The organism is Clostridioides sp. ES-S-0054-01 (assembly GCA_021561035.1).
Lineage (GTDB): Bacteria > Bacillota > Clostridia > Peptostreptococcales > Peptostreptococcaceae > Clostridioides.
The window spans coordinates 600,672-620,494 of the sequence record CP067346.1; the positions used below are offsets into that span (position 1 = coordinate 600,672).

Annotated in this window: 26 protein-coding genes; 16 read left to right on the forward strand and 10 right to left on the reverse strand. The window is 26.8% G+C overall.

All coding sequences use genetic code 11. The features are described from left to right. Positions 1 to 706: 706 nt before the first annotated feature. From JJC02_03095 to JJC02_03120, 6 genes are all read right to left on the reverse strand, one after another. Positions 707 to 1,531: a MerR family transcriptional regulator gene (locus tag JJC02_03095; GenBank protein ID UDN55192.1), complete on the reverse strand. Its 825-nt coding sequence runs from the start codon at positions 1,529 to 1,531 to the stop codon at positions 707 to 709. Positions 1,532 to 1,700: 169 nt separating this feature from the next. Then, complete coding sequence (locus JJC02_03100; GenBank protein ID UDN55193.1) at positions 1,701 to 2,600, reverse strand: CPBP family intramembrane metalloprotease; 900 nt, start codon at positions 2,598 to 2,600, stop codon at positions 1,701 to 1,703. 253 nt (positions 2,601 to 2,853) lie between these two features. Next, positions 2,854 to 3,291, reverse strand: a complete 438-nt coding sequence (locus tag JJC02_03105; GenBank protein UDN55194.1) for a LytTR family transcriptional regulator DNA-binding domain-containing protein — start codon at positions 3,289 to 3,291, stop codon at positions 2,854 to 2,856. Positions 3,292 to 3,547: 256 nt separating this feature from the next. Further along, positions 3,548 to 3,697 carry a YvrJ family protein gene (locus tag JJC02_03110; GenBank protein UDN55195.1) on the reverse strand — a complete coding sequence of 50 codons (150 nt, stop codon included), beginning with the start codon at positions 3,695 to 3,697 and terminating at the stop codon, positions 3,548 to 3,550. A 12-nt stretch (positions 3,698 to 3,709) separates the two neighbouring features. After that, entirely contained in the window at positions 3,710 to 3,940 is a 231-nt protein-coding gene (locus JJC02_03115; GenBank protein UDN55196.1) for a DUF2922 domain-containing protein, read from the reverse strand. 323 nt (positions 3,941 to 4,263) lie between these two features. Then, complete coding sequence (locus JJC02_03120; GenBank protein ID UDN55197.1) at positions 4,264 to 4,485, reverse strand: DUF1659 domain-containing protein; 222 nt, start codon at positions 4,483 to 4,485, stop codon at positions 4,264 to 4,266. A gap of 895 nt (positions 4,486 to 5,380) precedes the next feature. Between JJC02_03120 and JJC02_03125 the strand changes: the two genes are divergently transcribed. From JJC02_03125 to JJC02_03155, 7 genes are all read left to right on the forward strand, one after another. Further along, on the forward strand, positions 5,381 to 5,638 hold the full coding sequence (locus JJC02_03125; protein UDN55198.1) for a transcriptional regulator: 258 nt from the start codon (positions 5,381 to 5,383) through the stop codon (positions 5,636 to 5,638). Positions 5,639 to 6,088: 450 nt separating this feature from the next. Continuing rightward, positions 6,089 to 7,237 (forward strand): conserved phage C-terminal domain-containing protein, encoded by a 1,149-nt coding sequence (locus tag JJC02_03130; protein UDN55199.1) that lies wholly within the window; start codon positions 6,089 to 6,091, stop codon positions 7,235 to 7,237. 227 nt (positions 7,238 to 7,464) lie between these two features. After that, positions 7,465 to 7,701 carry a hypothetical protein gene (locus tag JJC02_03135; protein ID UDN55200.1) on the forward strand — a complete coding sequence of 79 codons (237 nt, stop codon included), beginning with the start codon at positions 7,465 to 7,467 and terminating at the stop codon, positions 7,699 to 7,701. A gap of 129 nt (positions 7,702 to 7,830) precedes the next feature. Further along, positions 7,831 to 9,132: an AAA family ATPase gene (locus tag JJC02_03140; protein UDN55201.1), complete on the forward strand. Its 1,302-nt coding sequence runs from the start codon at positions 7,831 to 7,833 to the stop codon at positions 9,130 to 9,132. A gap of 75 nt (positions 9,133 to 9,207) precedes the next feature. Further along, on the forward strand, positions 9,208 to 9,483 hold the full coding sequence (locus tag JJC02_03145) for a transcriptional regulator (protein UDN55202.1): 276 nt from the start codon (positions 9,208 to 9,210) through the stop codon (positions 9,481 to 9,483). A gap of 79 nt (positions 9,484 to 9,562) precedes the next feature. Beyond that, positions 9,563 to 9,793 (forward strand): 4Fe-4S binding protein, encoded by a 231-nt coding sequence (locus tag JJC02_03150; protein UDN55203.1) that lies wholly within the window; start codon positions 9,563 to 9,565, stop codon positions 9,791 to 9,793. Next, complete coding sequence (locus JJC02_03155) at positions 9,786 to 10,370, forward strand: 4Fe-4S binding protein (protein UDN55204.1); 585 nt, start codon at positions 9,786 to 9,788, stop codon at positions 10,368 to 10,370. Before JJC02_03150 ends, JJC02_03155 begins: the two co-directional genes overlap by 8 nt. A 126-nt stretch (positions 10,371 to 10,496) precedes the next feature. On the opposite strand, the gene JJC02_03160 is transcribed toward JJC02_03155, so the two are convergent. Next, positions 10,497 to 11,174 (reverse strand): Crp/Fnr family transcriptional regulator, encoded by a 678-nt coding sequence (locus JJC02_03160; protein UDN55205.1) that lies wholly within the window; start codon positions 11,172 to 11,174, stop codon positions 10,497 to 10,499. Between the two features lie 430 nt (positions 11,175 to 11,604). Here JJC02_03160 and JJC02_03165 point away from each other — a divergent pair, with 430 nt between their 5' ends. After that, positions 11,605 to 12,048, forward strand: a complete 444-nt coding sequence (locus JJC02_03165) for a GNAT family N-acetyltransferase (GenBank protein UDN55206.1) — start codon at positions 11,605 to 11,607, stop codon at positions 12,046 to 12,048. A gap of 171 nt (positions 12,049 to 12,219) precedes the next feature. Then, positions 12,220 to 12,390: a hypothetical protein gene (locus JJC02_03170; protein ID UDN55207.1), complete on the forward strand. Its 171-nt coding sequence runs from the start codon at positions 12,220 to 12,222 to the stop codon at positions 12,388 to 12,390. Positions 12,391 to 12,653: 263 nt separating this feature from the next. Here the strand turns inward: JJC02_03170 and JJC02_03175 are convergent, their stop codons facing one another. Next, positions 12,654 to 12,869 carry an IS3 family transposase gene (locus tag JJC02_03175; GenBank protein ID UDN55208.1) on the reverse strand — a complete coding sequence of 72 codons (216 nt, stop codon included), beginning with the start codon at positions 12,867 to 12,869 and terminating at the stop codon, positions 12,654 to 12,656. Here JJC02_03175 and JJC02_03180 point away from each other — a divergent pair. Then, positions 12,869 to 13,093: a DUF4367 domain-containing protein gene (locus JJC02_03180; protein UDN55209.1), complete on the forward strand. Its 225-nt coding sequence runs from the start codon at positions 12,869 to 12,871 to the stop codon at positions 13,091 to 13,093. The genes JJC02_03175 and JJC02_03180 overlap by 1 nt on opposite strands. A gap of 288 nt (positions 13,094 to 13,381) precedes the next feature. Here JJC02_03180 and JJC02_03185 read toward each other — a convergent pair whose 3' ends face one another. Both JJC02_03185 and JJC02_03190 read right to left on the reverse strand, forming a co-directional pair. Further along, a complete protein-coding gene (locus tag JJC02_03185; GenBank protein ID UDN56460.1) occupies positions 13,382 to 13,948 on the reverse strand; it encodes a hypothetical protein in 567 nt (188 codons plus the stop codon). After that, positions 13,941 to 14,732 carry a hypothetical protein gene (locus JJC02_03190; protein UDN55210.1) on the reverse strand — a complete coding sequence of 264 codons (792 nt, stop codon included), beginning with the start codon at positions 14,730 to 14,732 and terminating at the stop codon, positions 13,941 to 13,943. The genes JJC02_03185 and JJC02_03190 overlap by 8 nt, the downstream gene beginning before the upstream one ends. A gap of 186 nt (positions 14,733 to 14,918) precedes the next feature. On the opposite strand from JJC02_03190, the gene JJC02_03195 reads away from it, so the two are divergent. The 6 genes from JJC02_03195 (at position 14,919) to JJC02_03220 (ending at position 19,823) form a co-directional block, all read left to right on the forward strand. Next, on the forward strand, positions 14,919 to 15,089 hold the full coding sequence (locus tag JJC02_03195) for a hypothetical protein (GenBank protein ID UDN55211.1): 171 nt from the start codon (positions 14,919 to 14,921) through the stop codon (positions 15,087 to 15,089). A 19-nt stretch (positions 15,090 to 15,108) separates the two neighbouring features. Beyond that, positions 15,109 to 15,315, forward strand: a complete 207-nt coding sequence (locus JJC02_03200; protein UDN55212.1) for a hypothetical protein — start codon at positions 15,109 to 15,111, stop codon at positions 15,313 to 15,315. A 121-nt stretch (positions 15,316 to 15,436) separates the two neighbouring features. Continuing rightward, positions 15,437 to 16,582, forward strand: coding sequence for an Rpn family recombination-promoting nuclease/putative transposase (locus JJC02_03205; protein UDN55213.1), 1,146 nt, complete (start codon positions 15,437 to 15,439; stop codon positions 16,580 to 16,582). Positions 16,583 to 17,114: 532 nt separating this feature from the next. Continuing rightward, positions 17,115 to 17,798: an N-acetylmannosamine-6-phosphate 2-epimerase gene (locus JJC02_03210; GenBank protein ID UDN55214.1), complete on the forward strand. Its 684-nt coding sequence runs from the start codon at positions 17,115 to 17,117 to the stop codon at positions 17,796 to 17,798. A gap of 4 nt (positions 17,799 to 17,802) precedes the next feature. Then, positions 17,803 to 19,065, forward strand: coding sequence for a PTS sugar transporter subunit IIC (locus JJC02_03215; GenBank protein UDN55215.1), 1,263 nt, complete (start codon positions 17,803 to 17,805; stop codon positions 19,063 to 19,065). Beyond that, on the forward strand, positions 19,065 to 19,823 hold the full coding sequence (locus JJC02_03220) for an HAD-IIB family hydrolase (protein UDN55216.1): 759 nt from the start codon (positions 19,065 to 19,067) through the stop codon (positions 19,821 to 19,823). The genes JJC02_03215 and JJC02_03220 overlap by 1 nt, the downstream gene beginning before the upstream one ends.

Sequence of the window (19,823 nt, forward strand, 5' to 3'; positions counted from 1 at the left end):
ATATAATAGTAAAGAAGTCATCATAACAAAGACATTAATTTTTTACTAAAAAGGCTACTACAATTAACAGTGAAAAAGCGATTGAAAGTATTGAAAAAGTAAAGTGAGAATTCGAGTCATTATTACGATTATTAAGTTTTATCCATAAACCACATATAATTGTACACAATAATAAGATTGCTGATATTACTCCTATAGATGTAAAAAACATTAAAACTCACCCCTTATTTAATGTAAGTATATTTTAGTCAATGAGAATATTTTCAACCATTACCAGAGAATAACAAAGGTGTACGTGAAAAATTAATATATTATTATTTTGTAATATCTACTAAGAGCAAATATAATTGAAAATCTATTAAACTATTTCTCTGCTCAACATTCAAAATATCAATACCACTATACTTAAAAAAAGCATCAGAACAGAGAAAAAGTAACTGAATTAATGAAGTTATTTGATATGCAATAGTTCTGTATTCAGCTTCAGTTTTTTGGTTGTTCTGATTTTCATTTTGAATCTGCTTTCATAGTTTTTCCCCTTAAAAATTTATCCATAAAAAAACTAAACGTGTTTAATACACGTTTAGATATTATCATGAAAATTTTGGGATGTCAATGGGTGTGGCTATCCCAAAATAGAGATGAGCGATTTCATGCAAAAAAGAGTGTCTCATGAACTAAAAAGCTCACTTTGAGACAACCACCATTATACCTTTATAAGGGGGATTTGAATTTCTGTAAGATAATTTTCAGGATTTGTTTCATTATGTTTCCCCTTATGACTAATTTGTCTATTTATACTCGACATTTTATAATCATTATTTTTATCCAACCAATAACAGAAGGATTCATATGCACCAGCTATATTTTCGTAAGGACCATATACCATGGTACATGCCATTATATCAACTTCTTCTGTCTCACGATATATAAATCTAGATTTATTCTTTCCAATCTTCCTTACGACCATTCCAACCTCAATATCTACACCATTATCTCTAAGTTCTTCATCATAGTAAAAGGATATATTATTGTTGGATTGACGTGATACTTCTATATGTTCTTCTTTAACAAAGTTATATAATTTTTTCCAGAGTATACCTTCAGAGTAGTAATCCGGGATTACTTCTCTAAGTGATATGATTTTATAACTTGGAATTTTTTTAAATACAACATTATAATGAATTTCATCTTTATCATAGTTTATAGCTTCTATAAATTTATCAATTTTATTTATTCTCTGTTGTTCCTGCTTTATTTCATTTTGTATTTCATTCTTTTTTCGATTCAATTCCTTAATTACGAATTCATCATTCCAATTATGTACGATATTTGCTATTTCTGCGACACTAAATTTTGAATCTCTCAATAAGACAATTTTTTGTAGAGTTGAAATCTGTTCAACTGAGTATAGTCGATGACCTGTATATTTGTCTATTTCTGCGGGCTTTATAATACCAAGCTCATCATAATAACGTAACATACGAATAGAAATTTGTGTCAGTTTTGAAACCTCTCCAATTTTAAACATGAAAATATGACCTCCTTTTCACTTATAATCAGTATATATTTTGTTTTTATATACTTCAAGCGTTTAGGGAAATACCAATATTTTTCAGATGTTATTATAAACTATTAGTTACTGTATTTGAGTCATAATCGTATCAAATTACAGATTATCTTAAATTTTATAATTCATATTAAAATTGCCAGTCTAACTCAAATTCAAAATCATCCAACTTTATCTGTTCAATTTCAGAATTTACCTTCTGTTTAAATTTATTAGAAGAAATCATATATGTAAGAAATATTAGACCAAATATTATTTGTACATATTGAGCTATTATACATAATTTAATAGGGCAGTGTAAAAGTAATTGAACATTGAAGAAATTGTGTATCATATGAGTAAATCCAGCTGCTAAAATACTTCTATTCGTATTGATATATACAAAATTAATGATAAAGTTTAAAAGTATGATGCTTGGTATGAATAAAAAGGCATCAAATAGAGAGTATTGTGCTAGATTATACGGCATTTGATTAGGTGTAAAATACGACCCTAGATACCAAATTCCACAAATAAGCCCTAAAATCATTGAAGAACCTATAAATCCAAATCTGACTAACAGTTTATCAATAGCGTACCCTCTCCATCCAGCTTCTTGACTAAGTATACTCAATATAAAACTTGCGAATAACATATAAGTTATTTGAGAAGGTCTAAATATTGCTATATATCCCCAATCTATACCAGAAGTCTTTACATTAAAGTAATTTCCGATTATTAAAGAAATAATAAAAGTTAAAGAAAAAAATAATATTGTTAATAATGACCATTTTATTCCCATTTTTTTAAAGCTGAGATACCTATAAATGAAATCTTGTTTTGCACTTTGTGGATAGATTGTAGAGATAAAAAATAGACCTACAATAGCTGGTGATGTATATGCAAGGTAAAAAATGATTTCTCCAAGTATCGTATTTGTAATTCCAAGTAATACGGGTATAAGACTAAATATCCAGTTCAATAATATAGTAAATGTAAAGAAATAGATTAAGTGTTTATTTGTGTTAAAAGGGGTGTTATATAGTTGCATTTTTTACTATCCTTTCGCTTTATAATAAACTTTAAATTTATATTAATTATTTATTTCTTTCTTATGTATTAAGTTGTCGTTTAATATTAGTTGCTGGTTATAATAATATCTTATTTTTTATATTTTGGCTAATTATTTCTACACTAAATATAATCGGTTAGTACTTAATATCAAGTATATTATATTATTTTGACTATTAAATACGTCAATAAATGTACAATTAGTGATATTAATAAAGTAATTTAGATTTTTATTAAATATTCAGTTTTTCTCTAATATTTTTTATGTAACGACGATTTATAATAACTTTTTCATTGTTTCTTAAAGTGGCTTGCATACGACTATGTGATATTATTTTTATACTTTTTATGTAGTCCATATTTAAAATCATAGACTTGGATATTCGTGAGAAGGATGTATTAGCTAATAATTTTGATAATTTATATATTTTTAAATCAATTTCAAACACATCATCTTCACAATAAGCAAAAGTTTTATTTCCAACTGTCTCAAAATATAAAATATCGCAGACATTAAGCTTATAAATCTCCCCTGATTTTTTACCTTTTATATTAAGTAACGGTGTACTTAATAATGAAATTATTTTTTCGATGTTATTATCTAGAGTAGAACATTTTATAGTTATTTCAATATCGTCGCAATTAATAGCTTGTTCGACATGTATTTTCATTAATCATCACCTCATTTTATTACTGTCATTAGAATAGCATTATATCTTATTGAGTCCAACTATATGCGTTATAAATTTCAAATTAAGTATAGTAAAATTCAAAAATAAAACAGTAAAATTCAAATTTTAGGTGGTAAAATTAAAAAAAATACTATAGATATTTGGATAAATTATCCAAATATCTTAGTATTTTTTATAGAACATATCTAATTATTTTACAAATAAACCTATTTTATGATTTACATATATTGTCAAATTATTTCTTAAATAGCAAAATATTTTTGGATAGTGTATCAATACTGTTTGATAAAGTGTTTAGTTTGTTCTCGATTCTAACCAATAAATACATGGATAGAGCTATGGGAAAACCAACATTGGTTATTAACAGCTGTAAACTATCATCCATAAAATTAGCCCCCTATTCTATAACTAAGTCATAAGGAGTGGTATTTGTTTCCACAACCTTGGCTTCAACAACAGAAGCGAGGTCAAATCCTCCAACTGAAAAAATATTTTTAGATACTATCAAATCCATGACAGATTTTATATTTTCTTCAGTCAAGTCATCCTTTGGATTTTCTATAGAAAAAGAAACTTGTTTATCCTTTACATTTTTAAAACTCATGACTAATTTTTTCTTAATCTCCATACAATTACCTCCGATATAATAATTTATATTTTTAATTGTTAATATTAATTGTTTAATTGTTGATACTAATTGTTGTTGGTATAGAAAATGCCTTGCTTTATTTTAATTAGTTTAGATTGAAGTACGACAGCATTTAAAATAGCTAACATGTTTAGAGATAAATATGTCTAATATATTAATTTTTAAAGTATCAATATATCAAATTTATAATCCACATTGAAGTTATAACCTGCTAAATCTATAGCACATTAAGTGCATTATATAACTTAGTCTTTTACATAAAGAGTTAATTTATTTGTAAAGCAGATTATGTTTAAAAGATACTATTTAGATAGTGATGTACTGTCTAATTTTAAAATATCAACAATAGGTTTTTCTTGAAGACTTGCTATTGCTTCTGCAACAGCATAAACATCTTCATTTAATGCCTCTGCCTTTACATTTGCAAATGACTTGCTTTTAATAACTGCCTTACCCTTATCATCAAAACCAGCATCCAATTTTAGTTTTATACTAGATAAGTTTTTTGTTGAAACAACTTCCATAAAATTACCTCCTAAAAATTTAATTTCAAAGATTTGTCGACTTTCTTTGTTAACTATAATACTATCATCTAAAATAGTATCGGAGTTAAACAGTAATTTCTTAAGATTTTTTGTGTAAATTTCTACAGGAAAGATTTACCTGTATATAGTAAGTTTATAAGTTATTTAGGAAGATATATTTTTAGTATTTTGAAATAGTATTTATATATTTTCCTACTAGTTGAGTTATTTTATATGGAGTTTTATATATGTAGAGTTGAATATTATATGTTAAAGTTTATGTTAAAAATTTTATTAAATTTAATCTGTAAATAAAAAAGTTAAAAGTCCAATATTAACATTTTACTTTTAAACCATTAAAATCTTTATTAAAGCTAACAAAGTTACTAGGTTATGAAAAGTTTTATTAAAGTTAATACAGTTATCAGATTAAGAAAAATTATATTAGAGTTAATAAATGAATTGATTTAAAGGCTGATATATTTTTATTAGGGTCAATAAAGGAATTGATTTAAAGGATAATATATTTTTATTAGGGTCAAGAAAGGAATTGATTTAGAGTCTAATATATTTTTATTAGGGTCAAGAAAGAAATTGATTTAGAGTCTAATATATTTTTATTAGGGTCAAGAGAAAAATTGATTTAGAGTCTAATATATTTTTATTAGGGTCAAGAGAGAAATTGATTTTAAGATTAATATATTTTTATTAAGGTCAAGAAAGGAATTGATTTAAAGGCTGATATATTTTTATTAAGGTCAAGAAAGGAATTAACTTTAAAGCTAATATATTTTTTATTAGGTCTAATAAAGCTAATAAATATAGTTTAGTTAATAATGTATTAAACAAAAACTCTGTTGAGGCTAGAAAAATATTTTAAAAGGAAGTGAAGCTTATGAAAATAAAAGTAGAAGATATACCAGTTCAGTTTCATGCAATGGTAGAAATAGTGGGAATTGATAAGTTTGTAGAGGTTACTAAGTTGTATGGAGGAACAAATACTTATATACCTACATATAAGGGGATTTTTAGATATGCTAGAAATAGGGAAATAGTAAAACAATTTAACGGAGTCAACTACAATGAATTGGCTATTAGATATAATATGTGTGTAGGCAATATTAAGCGAATACTCAATGAAAATAGTATATAAACATAATGTAAATAGTCTTATTAAATGTAAGTGTAAAGATAAAAAAGGCATTTTATAAAGTTTTTTCAGACAAATTAACTAAATTTATTACTTATTAATTTAAATACATTGTATATTCTATAAAAAAATTTGTTAGATACTGGAGATATATTTAGAATACAAAGAAAATAGTCGAAAATATTTGTTGGCTAAAAAATAGATAAAATGATACAATTGCTTGTATAAAGGGGAAAAATAAATAAATGAACTATATAAATAAAGAAATTTAAACTAATATGACATAATATATTTATAAATTTAAGAATATAAATAGATATTTTCAGAAATTAGTTATGAAATTAAAAAATATTAAAGAAAATATATATTTATATTTAAATTATTTTGTTGTTTATATAAAAATAATAATTATCTAGTTGATAGCAATTATTAGTAGAAATGGGGGAAATAGAGATGAATAATGGATTTTACAAGTTGAATTCAGTGGTATTGGGCTTTGATATAAGGAATGATATTAACAAAATAAGATTTAATCATTACATAATGAGAAAGGAAAATGTGCAAAGACTTCAAGGGACTCTGCCAAGAGGACAATTTTATATGACAGTTAGGAGAACTTCTACAGATTTACAACTTTCTATTTCTACTATAAGCAGGCTTGTAAAAGAGTTTTTGGATTTAGGGATAATAAGATTGGTATCTAAGGGTGTAAAAGGTAATCGTTCTGTATACAGTTATGTAAGTATAGAACTTAATGGAAGTCTATTTGATGATGATAGGTGTATGGAACTTGATTGTGTAGATAATGGTGATTGTGTTGACGGTAATGATATAGAAAGTGATTATGTAGGTAACGGCGATTGTCTTGACAGTAGTGATATAGAATTTTCTAGTATTAACACTAACCAAAACTATATCAATGAATCTTTTGATGTAAGAAAATTAAAAGAAGAAAATTCTAATCCACAATCAGAGTCAATAAATCTTAATTTTAATGATACACATAATGATATATATAAAAGAACTAATAATAATATGGAAAATAGTCAAAATAAAAAGGTTATGAAATTAAGCAATAGCAAGGTATACAGTGATATAAGCGTTAAAAGTCAAAAGAATACTTTTAATGATACTCATGACATGCAAAAAAAGACTAAATGTGTAACAAAGAAAAAAGAGTCTTTAAATAAAATTAATAAAAAAAATATACAGCAAAGCATTATAAATATGCTAAACAAAAAATCAGGCAAGAATTTTAAAATCAATTCTCCAATAAGCATAAAACTTATCAATGAAAGGCTAAGGGAAGGTTATGTATTAGAAGATTTCTACAAAGTTATTGAGGTAAAAGTAGCTAAGTGGAAAGATACCATAATGGAAATGTATATAAGACCAGAAACCTTATTTAGTTATAAGTTTGAATCCTATGTAAATGAAAACATATCTATAAAAAGTCAAAGTAATGTTTACCAGTATAGAGAAGGCAACAATCGTGACAGTAGTAACTATATACATTCTGATTGTGCAACATATGATGATAGTGTCTGTGAGAGAAAAAAACATGAAAATGTAAGATACTGGAATCCAATATGTGAACTTTAATCAGTCCAAAGATGTATTCAAAATAAATAAGACATTCATAGTAGACAATGTATTATAACTAACAATTATTCATAGCGAATATTGTGTCATAATGGATAGTGTATTTATAACTAGTAGTATATCAAATTGTATCATAATGAATAGTGTATTTATAACTAGTAGTATATCAAATTGTATCATAATGAATAGTGTATTTATAACTAGTAGTATATTAAATTGTATCATACATGGATAGTGTATTTATAACTAGTAGTATATTAAATAGTGTCATAATGAATAATGTATTTATAACTAGTATTATATTAAATTATGTCATAATAAATAGTGTATTTATAACTAGTAGTATATTAAATAGTGTCATAATGGATAGTGTATTTATAACTAGTAGTATATCAAATAGTGTCATAATGAATAATGTATTTATAACTAGTAGCATATTAAGAAGAATAATATATACACAATAACTAATGTATCATAATAAATAGCGTATTCATGACTAGTAGTGTATCATAACTAAATAATGTATTTATAACTGATAACGTATTTAAAAATCAAAATATAAAAACTTATTGAGGAAAGAGAGATTAATTTATATGGTTAAATCAAAAGATGTTGAAATAGAACAATCTATTTTAGGTACAATTCTTTTAGACGATAAATTAAGCTATAAGCTAGATGAGTTAAATGAAAACATGTTTATGACTCCTATGTGTATTGAGATATTTAAAATTATGAAAGAACTTAAAAAAGAAAACATAGTGATTGATGTAGCCACTGTGAAATCAAAGATAGATAAAAAATCTCTAGCAATAAAAACTAGTGACTTAACTAGCATAATCACTTGGGGTAGAACTTTTGGGATTGATAGTCACATTAAAATCTTAAAAGAAAACCTAGCTAGAAGAAGTATAAATCAAAGCTGTCAAAGACTTTTACAAAGTCTAAATCTTGGAGAAAATATAGATACTTGTATTTACAAATTTGAAAGTAATATAAAAGAAATTTTGGATAAGGATACCTATGAAAATGATGATGTACATAGTATAGCAGAAAAGGTCCTCGATTTTTTAGAAAACAAAAAAGAGGTTGGATTTAAATTTGGTATAAAATTACTTGATACGACTATAGGGGGGCTTTTTAAAGGGGAGCTAACTACAATAGCAGCTAAATCAGGGGTTGGAAAAACTGCTTTGGCACTTCAAATAATGTTAAATTCATTTAAGCAAGGTAAAAAGACTTTATTTATAAGTAGAGAGATGACCAGCGAGCAAGTATTTATGAGAAATATATGTAGAGTAACTGGTGTAAGTACAAGGGATATGAAATCTAAAGAGATAAATGAAAATGATTGGAAACTTATTGTAAATGCAATAGGTGATTTAAGTGAGAATAACTTAATTTATATTAACGATAAGATAGATACAATTAGTGCAATTAGAAAGAGGATAAGACAGGTAAAGCCAGATTTATTAATAGTGGATTATGTGCAACTCCTTACATCACAGAAAAGCATGGATAAAAGAGAAAGGGAGGTAGCTACTTTTTCAAGAGAACTTAAAAATATGACTTTAGATTTTAATATACCCGTAATTCAATTAAGTCAGTTAAATGATGAAATGAAAGATTCAAGACCTTATGGAGATAGACCTATGAGGGATAGCAAAGCCATCTACCACGATAGCAACAATGTGGTTTATATACATCAATTAAAGGGGAGTGATTATGAAGAAGCAGTAAAAGATATAGGAGAAAGTGAGGAAGCAGTTAGAGAAGCAGAGTACAGGGGGATTAAGATAGTTGATTTAATAGTTGCGAAGTGTAGAGATGGACAGACTAGGCATAAGCATTTTTGTTACTTTGGGGATAAGTTACATTTTCAAGAGCTAAATTATTAGGTCAATAGGATAGCGATAACAAGTTTATTAAAAGTCAAGTAATAGCAAATATAGTATAAAATATGAGGTGAAGATATGTTAGATTTAGAAAAAGTAATAGAATTACTTGAAGAACACAATATACAAGTGAGTATTCCAAAAGAGTTGCATAAGTATAGTTTGTTGGAGTATCTTGAGTTGTGCCAACAAAGTGGGGGAACATATTTTTATATTAAGACAGTGGAGGGTGCTTTAAAAGAGGCTAGAAATGAGCTTATAATTAAATTATTTAATGGAAAAAATTATACAGAATTGGCAAGAATGTTTGATATGAGTGTTATTAATGTCAGGTACATTGTTAGAAAAAAATAGATATATTGTGATTAAGTCACAGATAAAAAATAAATGCCATGATATAATTCTTATAGATTAATAATATAGGGAGGTTATTATGTCTAATAAAAAAAAGAGATATGCAAATATTTTAGAAAATGAGTGCGTAGCTTGTGGAAGCTGTATAAAGGCATGTCCAAGAGGTGCTATTTCAGTTCCATGTGGTATTAGTGCAAAAGTTGATATAGACCTATGTGTTGGATGTGGTATTTGTGAAAAGATATGTCCGGCATCTGTGATTGAGATTAGAACAATATTAAATGAGGAAGAAGGTAAGTGTCATGAATAATAAAAAACATTGGTATGACTATTTATGGATTTTTTCTTCAATATATTTGATATTGGGATTTGTAAATATTATTTTCGCTTGGATTGGATTAATTTGTTTCTTTGTGCCGCTAATTATTTCCATTGTTAAGGGAAATAAAGCGTACTGCAATAAGTATTGTGGAAGAGGGCAACTGTTTAATTTGCTTGGAAATAAATTAAAGCTATCAAGAAATAAAGATATTCCTAAATTTATTAGAAGTAAGTGGTTTAGATATGGTTTTTTGACATTTTTTATGGTGATGTTTGGCAACATGCTTTTTTCAACTTATTTGGTGTTTGAAGGGAGTAGAAGCTTTAAAGAGGTAGTGACTTTGTTGTGGACTATAAAAATGCCTTGGCAATGGGCGTATCATGGGACTTTAGTTTCTCCGTGGGTGGTACAATTTGCATTTGGTTTTTATAGTGTTATGCTTACATCTACTGTTCTTGGATTGATTACTATGATATTATTTAAGCCTCGTTCATGGTGCGTTTATTGTCCTATGGGTACTATGACCCAGATGATATGTAAGGCAAAGTGTAAGTCATCTTTATAGAAAGAGTTTATGTTAAGACTTCTAAGAATTTATGATTTCAGTAATATTTTTTTGTCAGTAAATACTAATAATAAAATTTTGTGGAGCTATCACAGAACAAATTTAATTTGCTCCTGCGATAGCTCCCTATAATGTCAAAGAACGAAGTTTATTTTTATCCAATACTTTTATTCCACCACGAGATAAAGATACAATACTTTCACTAGCAAAATATTTTAACATCCTAGATACAACTTCTCTGGCACTACCCATATACTTAGCAATTTGCTCATGAGTTAGATTTATAGTGTTATTATCGTTTCTAGTTATCTCATCAATTAAAAAAGATGCCAAACGCTTATCAAAACTCATAAAGAGAATTTGTTGCATAGCCCACATAACATCAGAAAAACGTTCAGTAGCTAATTTATATGAGAATAACTCTGCATGAATATTTTCTGTAGATAATTTTGAAAAAACAGAGGAACTAATCTGTATAATTTCGCAGTCTGTTTCAGCATCTACATATACATCAAAAGTTATTGTTTTTAGAATACATGAAGCTGATAAAATACATACATCACCATTATCAAGACGGAAGAGTGTAACCTCACGACCTTCATCTGAAAGTATGTATGTACGTATTGTTCCAGACTTTATAATTAAAACACCAATACAGTCACTGTCTCCACAATGTATGGGATTTCCTTTTTTATAGTGGGAGATGTTTGCTGAAGTAATTAACAACTCTTTTTGTAAGTCAGTGAGTTTATCCCAAAACGGCAAACTGTGTGTAAGTATATCAATATCATTTTGTGAAATCATGTAATGACTCCTTTCTTAAAATATTATAATCCCATGATACAAGTGAATAGATAAAATGACAAGTAGTTTATTAGTAGGATTATTTAAGTGGATATTAATAGTATGATTTGTGTAGAAAAAATATGATAATATCTCTATTCTTGCCTATTAATTAGTAAATTATATAAATGGGTGAGTAGCTTACCTATAATAATATAATTATGGAATACTGTTACTATATAGAGTAAGAAATATATAAATTTAGGTATATATAGTAAGCAAAAAGGACTATATGATAATTTAATGTTTGATACAGCTAGCCAATAAATATTCTTTTAGATTTTGATGCTGTTATGGTAAATTTAAATAGTATTACACCAGAAAAACAGAAATTATGTCTAAAAAACATTGAAGAAAAATTAAGGTTTGGATAAAGTGAGGAGAAGAACTTATGATAGAAATAAAAACTATAGAAATAAATAAAAAAGGTCAGATTGACCTTTTGATGTTAGCAGACCCATGTGAAGAAATGATTGATAAATATCTTGATAAAGGTACTATGTACGCTTTGTATGATAATGAAGAACTTACTTGTATAGCAGTAGTAAATGAGATTTCCAAAGAAATATGTGAGTTAAAAAACATTGCTACATATGAGCATTTTCAAAATATGGGTTATGCATCAAAGATGATTTATCATCTTTTAGATATTTATAGTAAAAAATATTCATCAATAGTTGTTGGTACAGCTGAAAGTGGAGTTCCATTTTATGAGAAGTTTGGATTTGTTTATTCGCATAAAATCAAAAACTTTTTTGTAGATAATTACCCAGAACCAATCTTTGAGGAAGAATTACAATGTGTTGATATGCTGTATTTATCGTATAGCTTTTAGGTAGGATAATATTTTTAGGCAGATATAATTAATTTATTCATATAATTATTTGGATTATAATTCATAACTTATGTATAATAAGAGTATAACTTATTTAGAAGATGTTATATTGTTTTAAATTCAAATAAGATATATAATAATTTGTTTAGTTTGAATTTTGGAGGGGTAATTATGGATTCAAATAATAATGCTATAAAGTCAACTGTTAAAAAGGGTATTTCTTTTGGCTCTTGTTTAGCAATGATTATTTCTTATACTGCATGGAAATCTATCCCATGGGCTATTTTTCACGGCTTAATGAGTTGGATATATGTACTTTATTATTGGGTTAAATATGTGTAGATTAAAATAATAAATAAGTATGTAATATTGCGAAGTATAAGAAACCAAATGTAATGGGGTGTCTCAAAATGAACTTTTTAGTTTATGGGACACTCTTTTTTATATGAGATAAAATATATTTTTATCACTTAAACAATGAAAAAGAGGATTATTTGTACTGAGACCTAAAAGTTGGCTTTATACAGGAATGGAATTTTCATTCCTGTTTTTTTACTTTGTGTAATTTTAGATTCATATTCAAATCTATATTTAACAGGGCTACGCTAATTTAATTTTTCTTTAATTATTTTGTTATTATAATAGTAAATATATTCTGTTATAGCTTTCTCTAATTCGTTGAAACTTTTATATGTTTTTCTATAATACATTTCTTGCTTCATTATTCCAAAGAAATTTTCCATAGGAGAATTATCAAGGCATGTACCCTTATGAGGCATAATTATGAAGTCAGAAGAATTTTTACATGATTTATCAGGCAATGCAAATGGATAGAGATGTTGTATCATTAAATACTGAAGGAGCTACAATAGAAAATATTAGATTTGGTAATCATTATGCTCAATACGTTGAAAAAGGGAATACACAACAATTATTATGTGATGATAAAAATAACATATACATATTGTCTAAAGAACTAGCAACGAAAAAAATAACAAAAAAAGATAAAATAGAATTTATTAAAATTACAGAAAATGTTAGATAAAAAGAGCTATGGCAATAGTTTCTGCTGGGAATGAATCTAAAACGTTAATAAGTACATCACAAAAAACTAGTGTTTAAATCAATTTTAGAAAAGATAAGAAATTCATAAAAGGGTATATATCAAATTTTTATTTTGATATATACCCTTTGTTTATTGGCTTGAAAACGTTCAGATAGATATTCTATTTATCTACTAAATTTATCTTCATATTTAGATATAACTTCTTCAAATTTATTAAGAAATTCATCTGATAAAATCTCACTAGTTGGTAATAAAAATGTTGTTAGATTAATAAAAGTTTATATATTTTCTTTTTTCAAGATAATTAGGATATTTTTCTATAGGGAAAGGAGATTTATATTTAGGTTCTTTTCCATTTAATGCACAATATCTTATATTAAAGTCTTTATAATCAAGACTATTATCTTTTGTAATCCAAAAATAATCCTCTATACTCATTGCTAGATTTGTTCTACATATATCCCACTCATCATAATGGTTAAGTTTCAATTCTTTCAAAATAGAATTAACTTCAGGTCTACATTCTTGGATAGTTCTCTCACTTATCCAAATCCTTATAAATTCATCCCACATATCGTCAGTTATATCCTCAATATTTTTTAATCTTGTTATAGGGAAAGGTTCTATTCCTTTATAATCTTTATTGGGTTTAAATACAAATTTATCTTTTATAAAATTATAGATAATAGTCCCTGTAGTTGCATTTTTATATTTTAAAAAATAAGAATCATAAGGAGAAGAAGGTCCTATAATTTTACTTGGAGAAGCTTTTATATATTTTATTTTTCTATTATTATCACTATTAGGCTCTATCATCATATCTAAATTATTCATATAAAACACCTCTTTCTATTAAATATTCTATCCTCAATTTTAATAAATATTTAATACAATTGATTCTATGTGGTTTTAATAAATCCCTATAATTGTCAACAATTTTCAATAGTTCAGATAAATTAACTTTTATGTGAATATCAGACACTAATTTTATTTGTTCATAATGTGAATTTTTAAAAGGTTTACAGTCATCGACAAGTTCTAAGTCTTCAGGCGTATCTAACTGTAGTTCTTCATCGCTTTTATCACCATAAAGTGAAAAACCATGGTCAAATAGTGGAGCGAAAGTTAAATTTTTAGACTCATCTTCCAACATCCCAAAATTTCTAAGGTGTCTATCTATATTGTTTATTATAAAATCTACTATTATCATAGTATCTAACTCTTTTTTATTTATATTAAGCTCCTTGATTAAATAGATATATAAGTCAATGTCACTATTACCAACAAATTCTCGCATAGTAATATACCTAGAATCTTTTGCAAAGTCATAAGAATAGCATACATCGAAAATTTTATCATTTTTTTCTAATTTAGTGTAGTAATATCTAACATGGTTTATACCTAAATTGTGCAATATATCTGATACTAAAGCTTCTGTAATAGGTTGTATATCACTATATGTATTTCTATATCTGAGACCGGTTTTTATATATATTAATTGATTATTAAGTATTGCAGTCCATTTGTATAACATACCCTTTGATGATGAATTTGCACCAAATGTACCATAGATGTCAAACTTTTTATTATCGATACTCAATAGTGTATATTTTTCCATAAGATAACCCTTTCTAGTATTAAAAGTATTTATTTTATTTTAACATAGAATTAAGTATGATTGCTTTCTAAAATAAAAAAGAGAAAATCTTAATTTAAAATTGTAGAATGGCTCTCTTATCTGATTATTTAATCTTCTTCATAAGAAATTACTATACCAAATATTTTTATAGATGTATTTATGCCAATGGCTGATGGATTATATGTCAAAACTTATTTATTAGATTATAGACAAGCATGTGATGGAAACTCTAACCCTAATTTTAATAATAGCCCTATAGCTAAGAACTTAAATATACCCTTATCTGATATGTTAAATGCTTGGAAATTTTGGGAAGAAAATTATAAAAATACATAATGATAATGACGAAGACAATTTGAATTATTCAATAGAGTTTTTAGATTTAAAAAGCTTTTATCTTAATAATATATTGAATAGCAATTCTACATCAAAACAGGAGCATACTGAAAATTTTCTTGAAACTGAGAACCAAGACATTAGAAATATGTTTATAGAAATCAACAATATTTTTAAAAAAGAAAGATATTCAAAACTCTATTGTAATCTAATTGTTTCTCTTTAAAGTTTTAAATTTAGTAATGATATATGAGTTTATCAGACTCTTATTTCAATAATGCAAATTTTTATTTAGAAGTAAAGACTTTGGTATGAAGAAATTGGTATAATAAAAAAGAGGTGTTGATATGAGAGAAAAATTAGAAGAAAAATCTAAGATTGTTAAAACGTCAAAAGAGTATAAACGAACTATGGTTGAAGAAAAGGACAGAGAATGGACTAAAAAATTAAATGATATACTTAGTAGAGGTGATTTTTCTAATGAGAAGTTAGATAAAATCAAGGGTTTAATCCCAAAAGAAATATTGACTAGTGAAAATGTTGGTGAAGTTGTAACTGAAGATGGATATGCTAAGCCTGAGTATGATGAGGTATTTAAATCATTATTTACTCTAAATAATGATTACGATTTACTTGCAAATTTTATAAATGATATTCTCAAAGATGCTCCATATGCTAATAAGAATATCAAACCGTTTACTCAAATAAAAAGAATAATTAGAGTTGAAACTGACCCAACAATTAATTACATTGGAGAGAAAAGACCTAGACTTGATATTTTGGCTGAAGATGAAGAAAATAATCATATAAATATTGAAATGCAAAGAGCACTTGAAGATGATTATTTGGAAAGAGCTGAATATTATCTTAGTCGTGTACATGGTAGAAAATTAAAAGAAGGAAAAGGATATAAAGAGATTGGAAAAACTATTGGAATACATATACTAAATCATGTAAAATATAATCACATAGAAGATTATGTAAACTGTCTAAGATTAACAATGGACGGACATCCAGATATTTTTTCTAGTAAAACTGCATTATATTTTATAGAACTTCCAAAAATCCGTAAATCCAGTTGTATAGCAAACAGAGTTCTAATATGGGGTAAACTTATTGACAACCCTTCTCATATAGATATTAGAATACTATCTAAAACGGATTATGTTGTTAAAAGAGCACTTGATAGATTAAAAGAGTTAGGAAGCAATGAAGAATATTTATTAAATTTAAAGAGAGGTGCATATATTATGAATAAAAGTAGAAATTTTAAAGAAGAAATTTTTAAAGAAGGCATTAAAGAAGGCATTGAAAAAGGCATTGAAAAAGGTATCGCAAAAGGTATCGCAAAAGGTATCGCAAAAGGGAAAAGAGAAGAGAAATTTAACATCATTATAAAGTTAAAAAATAAAGGATATAATTTGAGTGAAATATGTGATATTATAGATGATTTAAATAAATCAGAGGTTGAAAAAGTCTATAATCAAAACTAATACTATAATTGAAATAGTGCTAGATAAATTAATGTAATTATGTAATAATAAGGTGTTTGTATCCTTATTATAATAATTTGCCTCAAAGCTCCTTCCTTTAATTGTCAATCAATATAAAAATTTGTTATTTAAATATGGTAAATACAAAGAGATATATAAGTAAAGGAGATGATTCAAGACAAAAATTTGAATTATCTCCTTTTTATAGAAAAAGAAAGGGTTTGACTTAATACCATATAGGGAGATATTTAATAGAATTTTCATACTTACTAGACATCAACTTCTTGAGTGTAAAAGATTCTAGTAAGTGTTTTTGACTAAGTATGGAAAGAGACATATTTTAATAATTAATATTTACATAAAAACTAAAAGTTAATATTAACTTTACTATATTTTTTGAAAGTAATTTCAATTTTGAGCATATAGATTATTTTTTGTAATAAAATATCGAAAGTTCTTTCTAATATGTCTGATTTTATTGTTTGCACATATATCGGGTGATATAATTGGCTTATTACAAAGGAGGGATACAATGTTACCAAAAGGATTGATAGTTTCATGTCAGGCACTAGATAATGAACCGCTTTATTCTTCATTTATTATGGGGAGAATGGCACTTGCGGCAAAGCAGGGAGGAGCAGTTGGGATACGTGCTAATTCTGTATCTGATATTGCCGAAATTAAACATATAGTATCATTGCCTATTATCGGGATTATTAAACGCGAAATAGATGGCAGTGATGTGTATATAACGCCAACAATGAAAGAAGTAGATTTACTTGTAGAAGCAAATGTAGATGTGATTGCTATGGATGCAACATGTAATACACGCTATGGAGGTATGTCCATTGATAAATTTTTTAGTCTTGTTAAGAAGAAATATCCTAATCAGCAGTTTATGGCAGATTGTGCAAGTGTAGAAGAAGCATTAGTTGCTGATAAGCTTGGATTTGACTACATTGGGACAACACTAGTAGGTTACACAAAACAAACAAGAGGTTTTAAAGTTGAAGAAAACGATTTCGAAATAATTCGTGAGATTTTATCCAAGGTTAAACATCCTGTTATAGCAGAAGGAAACATAGATACTCCAGAAAAGGCAAAACGTGTTCTTGAATTAGGATGTCATAGTGTGGTGGTAGGTTCTATAATTACTAGACCACAAGTGATAACAAAAAGATTTAGTGATGAAATTACATTGTTAGGAGGAGAATAAGTTTATGGAAAAATTAGAACGATTATTACTTCCACTTGCCAATAAACTATCAGCAAATAAATATCTAGCGGTAATTCGTGACGGATTTGTTGCAATAATGCCAATTATGATTGTTGGCTCATTTTTTACACTTATTAATAATGTAATTATTGGTGAAAATGGTTTTACTAATAAATTATTTGGTATGCCTTTTACAGAACTAACAAAGTTTGGGGAAGCAATATCTCCAGCTACAATGTCAATTATGGCTATATTATTAACATTTACAACAGCTAAGGCCTTATGTGAACATTATAAAGAAGAAACAACTATTGTACCTGCCATTGCAGTTGTGTGTTTATTTATATTGATGCCTGTAACTTTTGATGCAAATCTTGGTATAGAATATATCAATACACAATATACAGGTGCTGCTGGTATGTTCATGTCTTTCATTTGTGCTATTTTTACAGTTGAAATAATAAGAAAATTATCATCAATTCGTCAATTAGTTATTAAGATGCCAGAGAGCGTTCCACCTTCAATTGCTCGCTCATTTAATAAATTAATTCCAGTAATGCTTGCAGTTATTGTTTTTGGTCTGGTTCGCATGATTACAAATTTATCAGGAGAACCATTAAATGATTTTGTATTCAAAATAATACAACAACCATTTACTAATATAGTAAGTTCTCCAGTTGGTTTAGCAATTATCTACTTCTTATATATGTTATTATGGGGTATGGGAGTACACTCTGCGTTCATTTTTAATCCAATTTTAGAACCTATTTATTTAGCAAGTCTTACAGCAAATGCAAATGCAGTTGTATCTAATCAAGCAATGACTTCTATTATGACAAAACCATTTCTTGACTCAGTTGCATTTATGGGAGGGGCAGGAAATATGCTTGCTCTTGTAGTGGCTATATTCCTTGTTAGTAAGCGGTCTGACCAAAAAGAAATTGCTAAACTTGGTTTTATTCCTGCTTTATTTAATATTTCAGAACCGATTATGTTTGGGCTTCCAGTTGTTATGAATCCTATTTTGATTATTCCGATGATTCTGACAAGTATGCTTGGTATTGGTATAGGAACAATTTCAACTATAGTTGGTTTTATGGGGCATACGTATGTTCTTATACCGTGGACAACTCCACCGATTATTAGTGCATATCTTGCTTCTGGAGCAAATATTGGTGCGATAATTACAACTTTAATAATTTTTATTATTTCTGTGTTAATTTATATGCCATTTGTAAAATTATCTAATAAGCAGGTGAGTGAATGATGAATACTATATTAATGTTTGATCTTGACGGAACACTGATTGATTCTAATAATGAGGTTATTGGTGGTAAACGTACAATTAATTTATTAAAAAAGTTACAAACATATGGTATACGCCTTATGGCGAATACAGGACGTTTGGACCATGATGCGTACTATATTGACCATAAGTATGGCTTACAAATTGATTGTAGAATTTCTCAAAATGGAGCAGTAATTCAAAATGAACAAGAAATTCAGGCGAAACTGCTAAATAAAGAAGAAGCAAAAAAACTTTATAACGAATTACGTAATCTTAATATTCGTGTTGAATTAAATACTGTAAGTAATCGCTATTGGCATAGTGATAGAGATAAAGATTTTCCAAAAGAATACTATGATTCAAGTAAGATTGTTGAGGACTTTAAAAATATTATTGAATATCAGCCGATAGTATTATTTCTTATTATTGGTGAACTTTCTGAAATTGAAAAGTTACAAAGTCATGTTAATGAGAATTATAAGTATCTAGAGGCTGTTAAAACAAGCAATACATCATTAGAAATTTTACAAAAATATGTTAGCAAAGGTAATAAGATAAAAGAGATGTATCCAAATAGCAAAATTATATCTATTGGTGATTCAGAAAATGATTACTCTATGTTTGAAAAAAGCGATTTGGCTTATTATGTAGGGAATGAGAGTTATAGTGGACCTGCTCAAAAAATGACTTCTATATTAGAAGCATTAGAAGACATAGAAAGGAGAATTTTAAAATGA

Excerpts from the sequence above, each read along its gene's own strand:
- JJC02_03095 (UDN55192.1), bottom strand. The coding sequence starts at position 1,531 with ATGTTTAAAATTGGAGAGGTTTCAAAACTGACACAAATTTCTATTCGT.
- JJC02_03100 (UDN55193.1), bottom strand. The coding sequence starts at position 2,600 with ATGCAACTATATAACACCCCTTTTAACACAAATAAACACTTAATCTAT.
- JJC02_03105 (UDN55194.1), bottom strand. The coding sequence starts at position 3,291 with ATGAAAATACATGTCGAACAAGCTATTAATTGCGACGATATTGAAATA.
- JJC02_03110 (UDN55195.1), bottom strand. The coding sequence starts at position 3,697 with ATGGATGATAGTTTACAGCTGTTAATAACCAATGTTGGTTTTCCCATA.
- JJC02_03115 (UDN55196.1), bottom strand. The coding sequence starts at position 3,940 with ATGGAGATTAAGAAAAAATTAGTCATGAGTTTTAAAAATGTAAAGGAT.
- JJC02_03120 (UDN55197.1), bottom strand. The coding sequence starts at position 4,485 with ATGGAAGTTGTTTCAACAAAAAACTTATCTAGTATAAAACTAAAATTG.
- JJC02_03125 (UDN55198.1), top strand. The coding sequence starts at position 5,381 with ATGAAAATAAAAGTAGAAGATATACCAGTTCAGTTTCATGCAATGGTA.
- JJC02_03130 (UDN55199.1), top strand. The coding sequence starts at position 6,089 with ATGAATAATGGATTTTACAAGTTGAATTCAGTGGTATTGGGCTTTGAT.
- JJC02_03135 (UDN55200.1), top strand. The coding sequence starts at position 7,465 with ATGGATAGTGTATTTATAACTAGTAGTATATTAAATAGTGTCATAATG.
- JJC02_03140 (UDN55201.1), top strand. The coding sequence starts at position 7,831 with ATGGTTAAATCAAAAGATGTTGAAATAGAACAATCTATTTTAGGTACA.
- JJC02_03145 (UDN55202.1), top strand. The coding sequence starts at position 9,208 with ATGTTAGATTTAGAAAAAGTAATAGAATTACTTGAAGAACACAATATA.
- JJC02_03150 (UDN55203.1), top strand. The coding sequence starts at position 9,563 with ATGTCTAATAAAAAAAAGAGATATGCAAATATTTTAGAAAATGAGTGC.
- JJC02_03155 (UDN55204.1), top strand. The coding sequence starts at position 9,786 with ATGAATAATAAAAAACATTGGTATGACTATTTATGGATTTTTTCTTCA.
- JJC02_03160 (UDN55205.1), bottom strand. The coding sequence starts at position 11,174 with ATGATTTCACAAAATGATATTGATATACTTACACACAGTTTGCCGTTT.
- JJC02_03165 (UDN55206.1), top strand. The coding sequence starts at position 11,605 with ATGATAGAAATAAAAACTATAGAAATAAATAAAAAAGGTCAGATTGAC.
- JJC02_03170 (UDN55207.1), top strand. The coding sequence starts at position 12,220 with ATGGATTCAAATAATAATGCTATAAAGTCAACTGTTAAAAAGGGTATT.
- JJC02_03180 (UDN55209.1), top strand. The coding sequence starts at position 12,869 with ATGCAAATGGATAGAGATGTTGTATCATTAAATACTGAAGGAGCTACA.
- JJC02_03185 (UDN56460.1), bottom strand. The coding sequence starts at position 13,948 with ATGAATAATTTAGATATGATGATAGAGCCTAATAGTGATAATAATAGA.
- JJC02_03190 (UDN55210.1), bottom strand. The coding sequence starts at position 14,732 with ATGGAAAAATATACACTATTGAGTATCGATAATAAAAAGTTTGACATC.
- JJC02_03195 (UDN55211.1), top strand. The coding sequence starts at position 14,919 with ATGGCTGATGGATTATATGTCAAAACTTATTTATTAGATTATAGACAA.
- JJC02_03205 (UDN55213.1), top strand. The coding sequence starts at position 15,437 with ATGAGAGAAAAATTAGAAGAAAAATCTAAGATTGTTAAAACGTCAAAA.
- JJC02_03210 (UDN55214.1), top strand. The coding sequence starts at position 17,115 with ATGTTACCAAAAGGATTGATAGTTTCATGTCAGGCACTAGATAATGAA.
- JJC02_03215 (UDN55215.1), top strand. The coding sequence starts at position 17,803 with ATGGAAAAATTAGAACGATTATTACTTCCACTTGCCAATAAACTATCA.
- JJC02_03220 (UDN55216.1), top strand. The coding sequence starts at position 19,065 with ATGAATACTATATTAATGTTTGATCTTGACGGAACACTGATTGATTCT.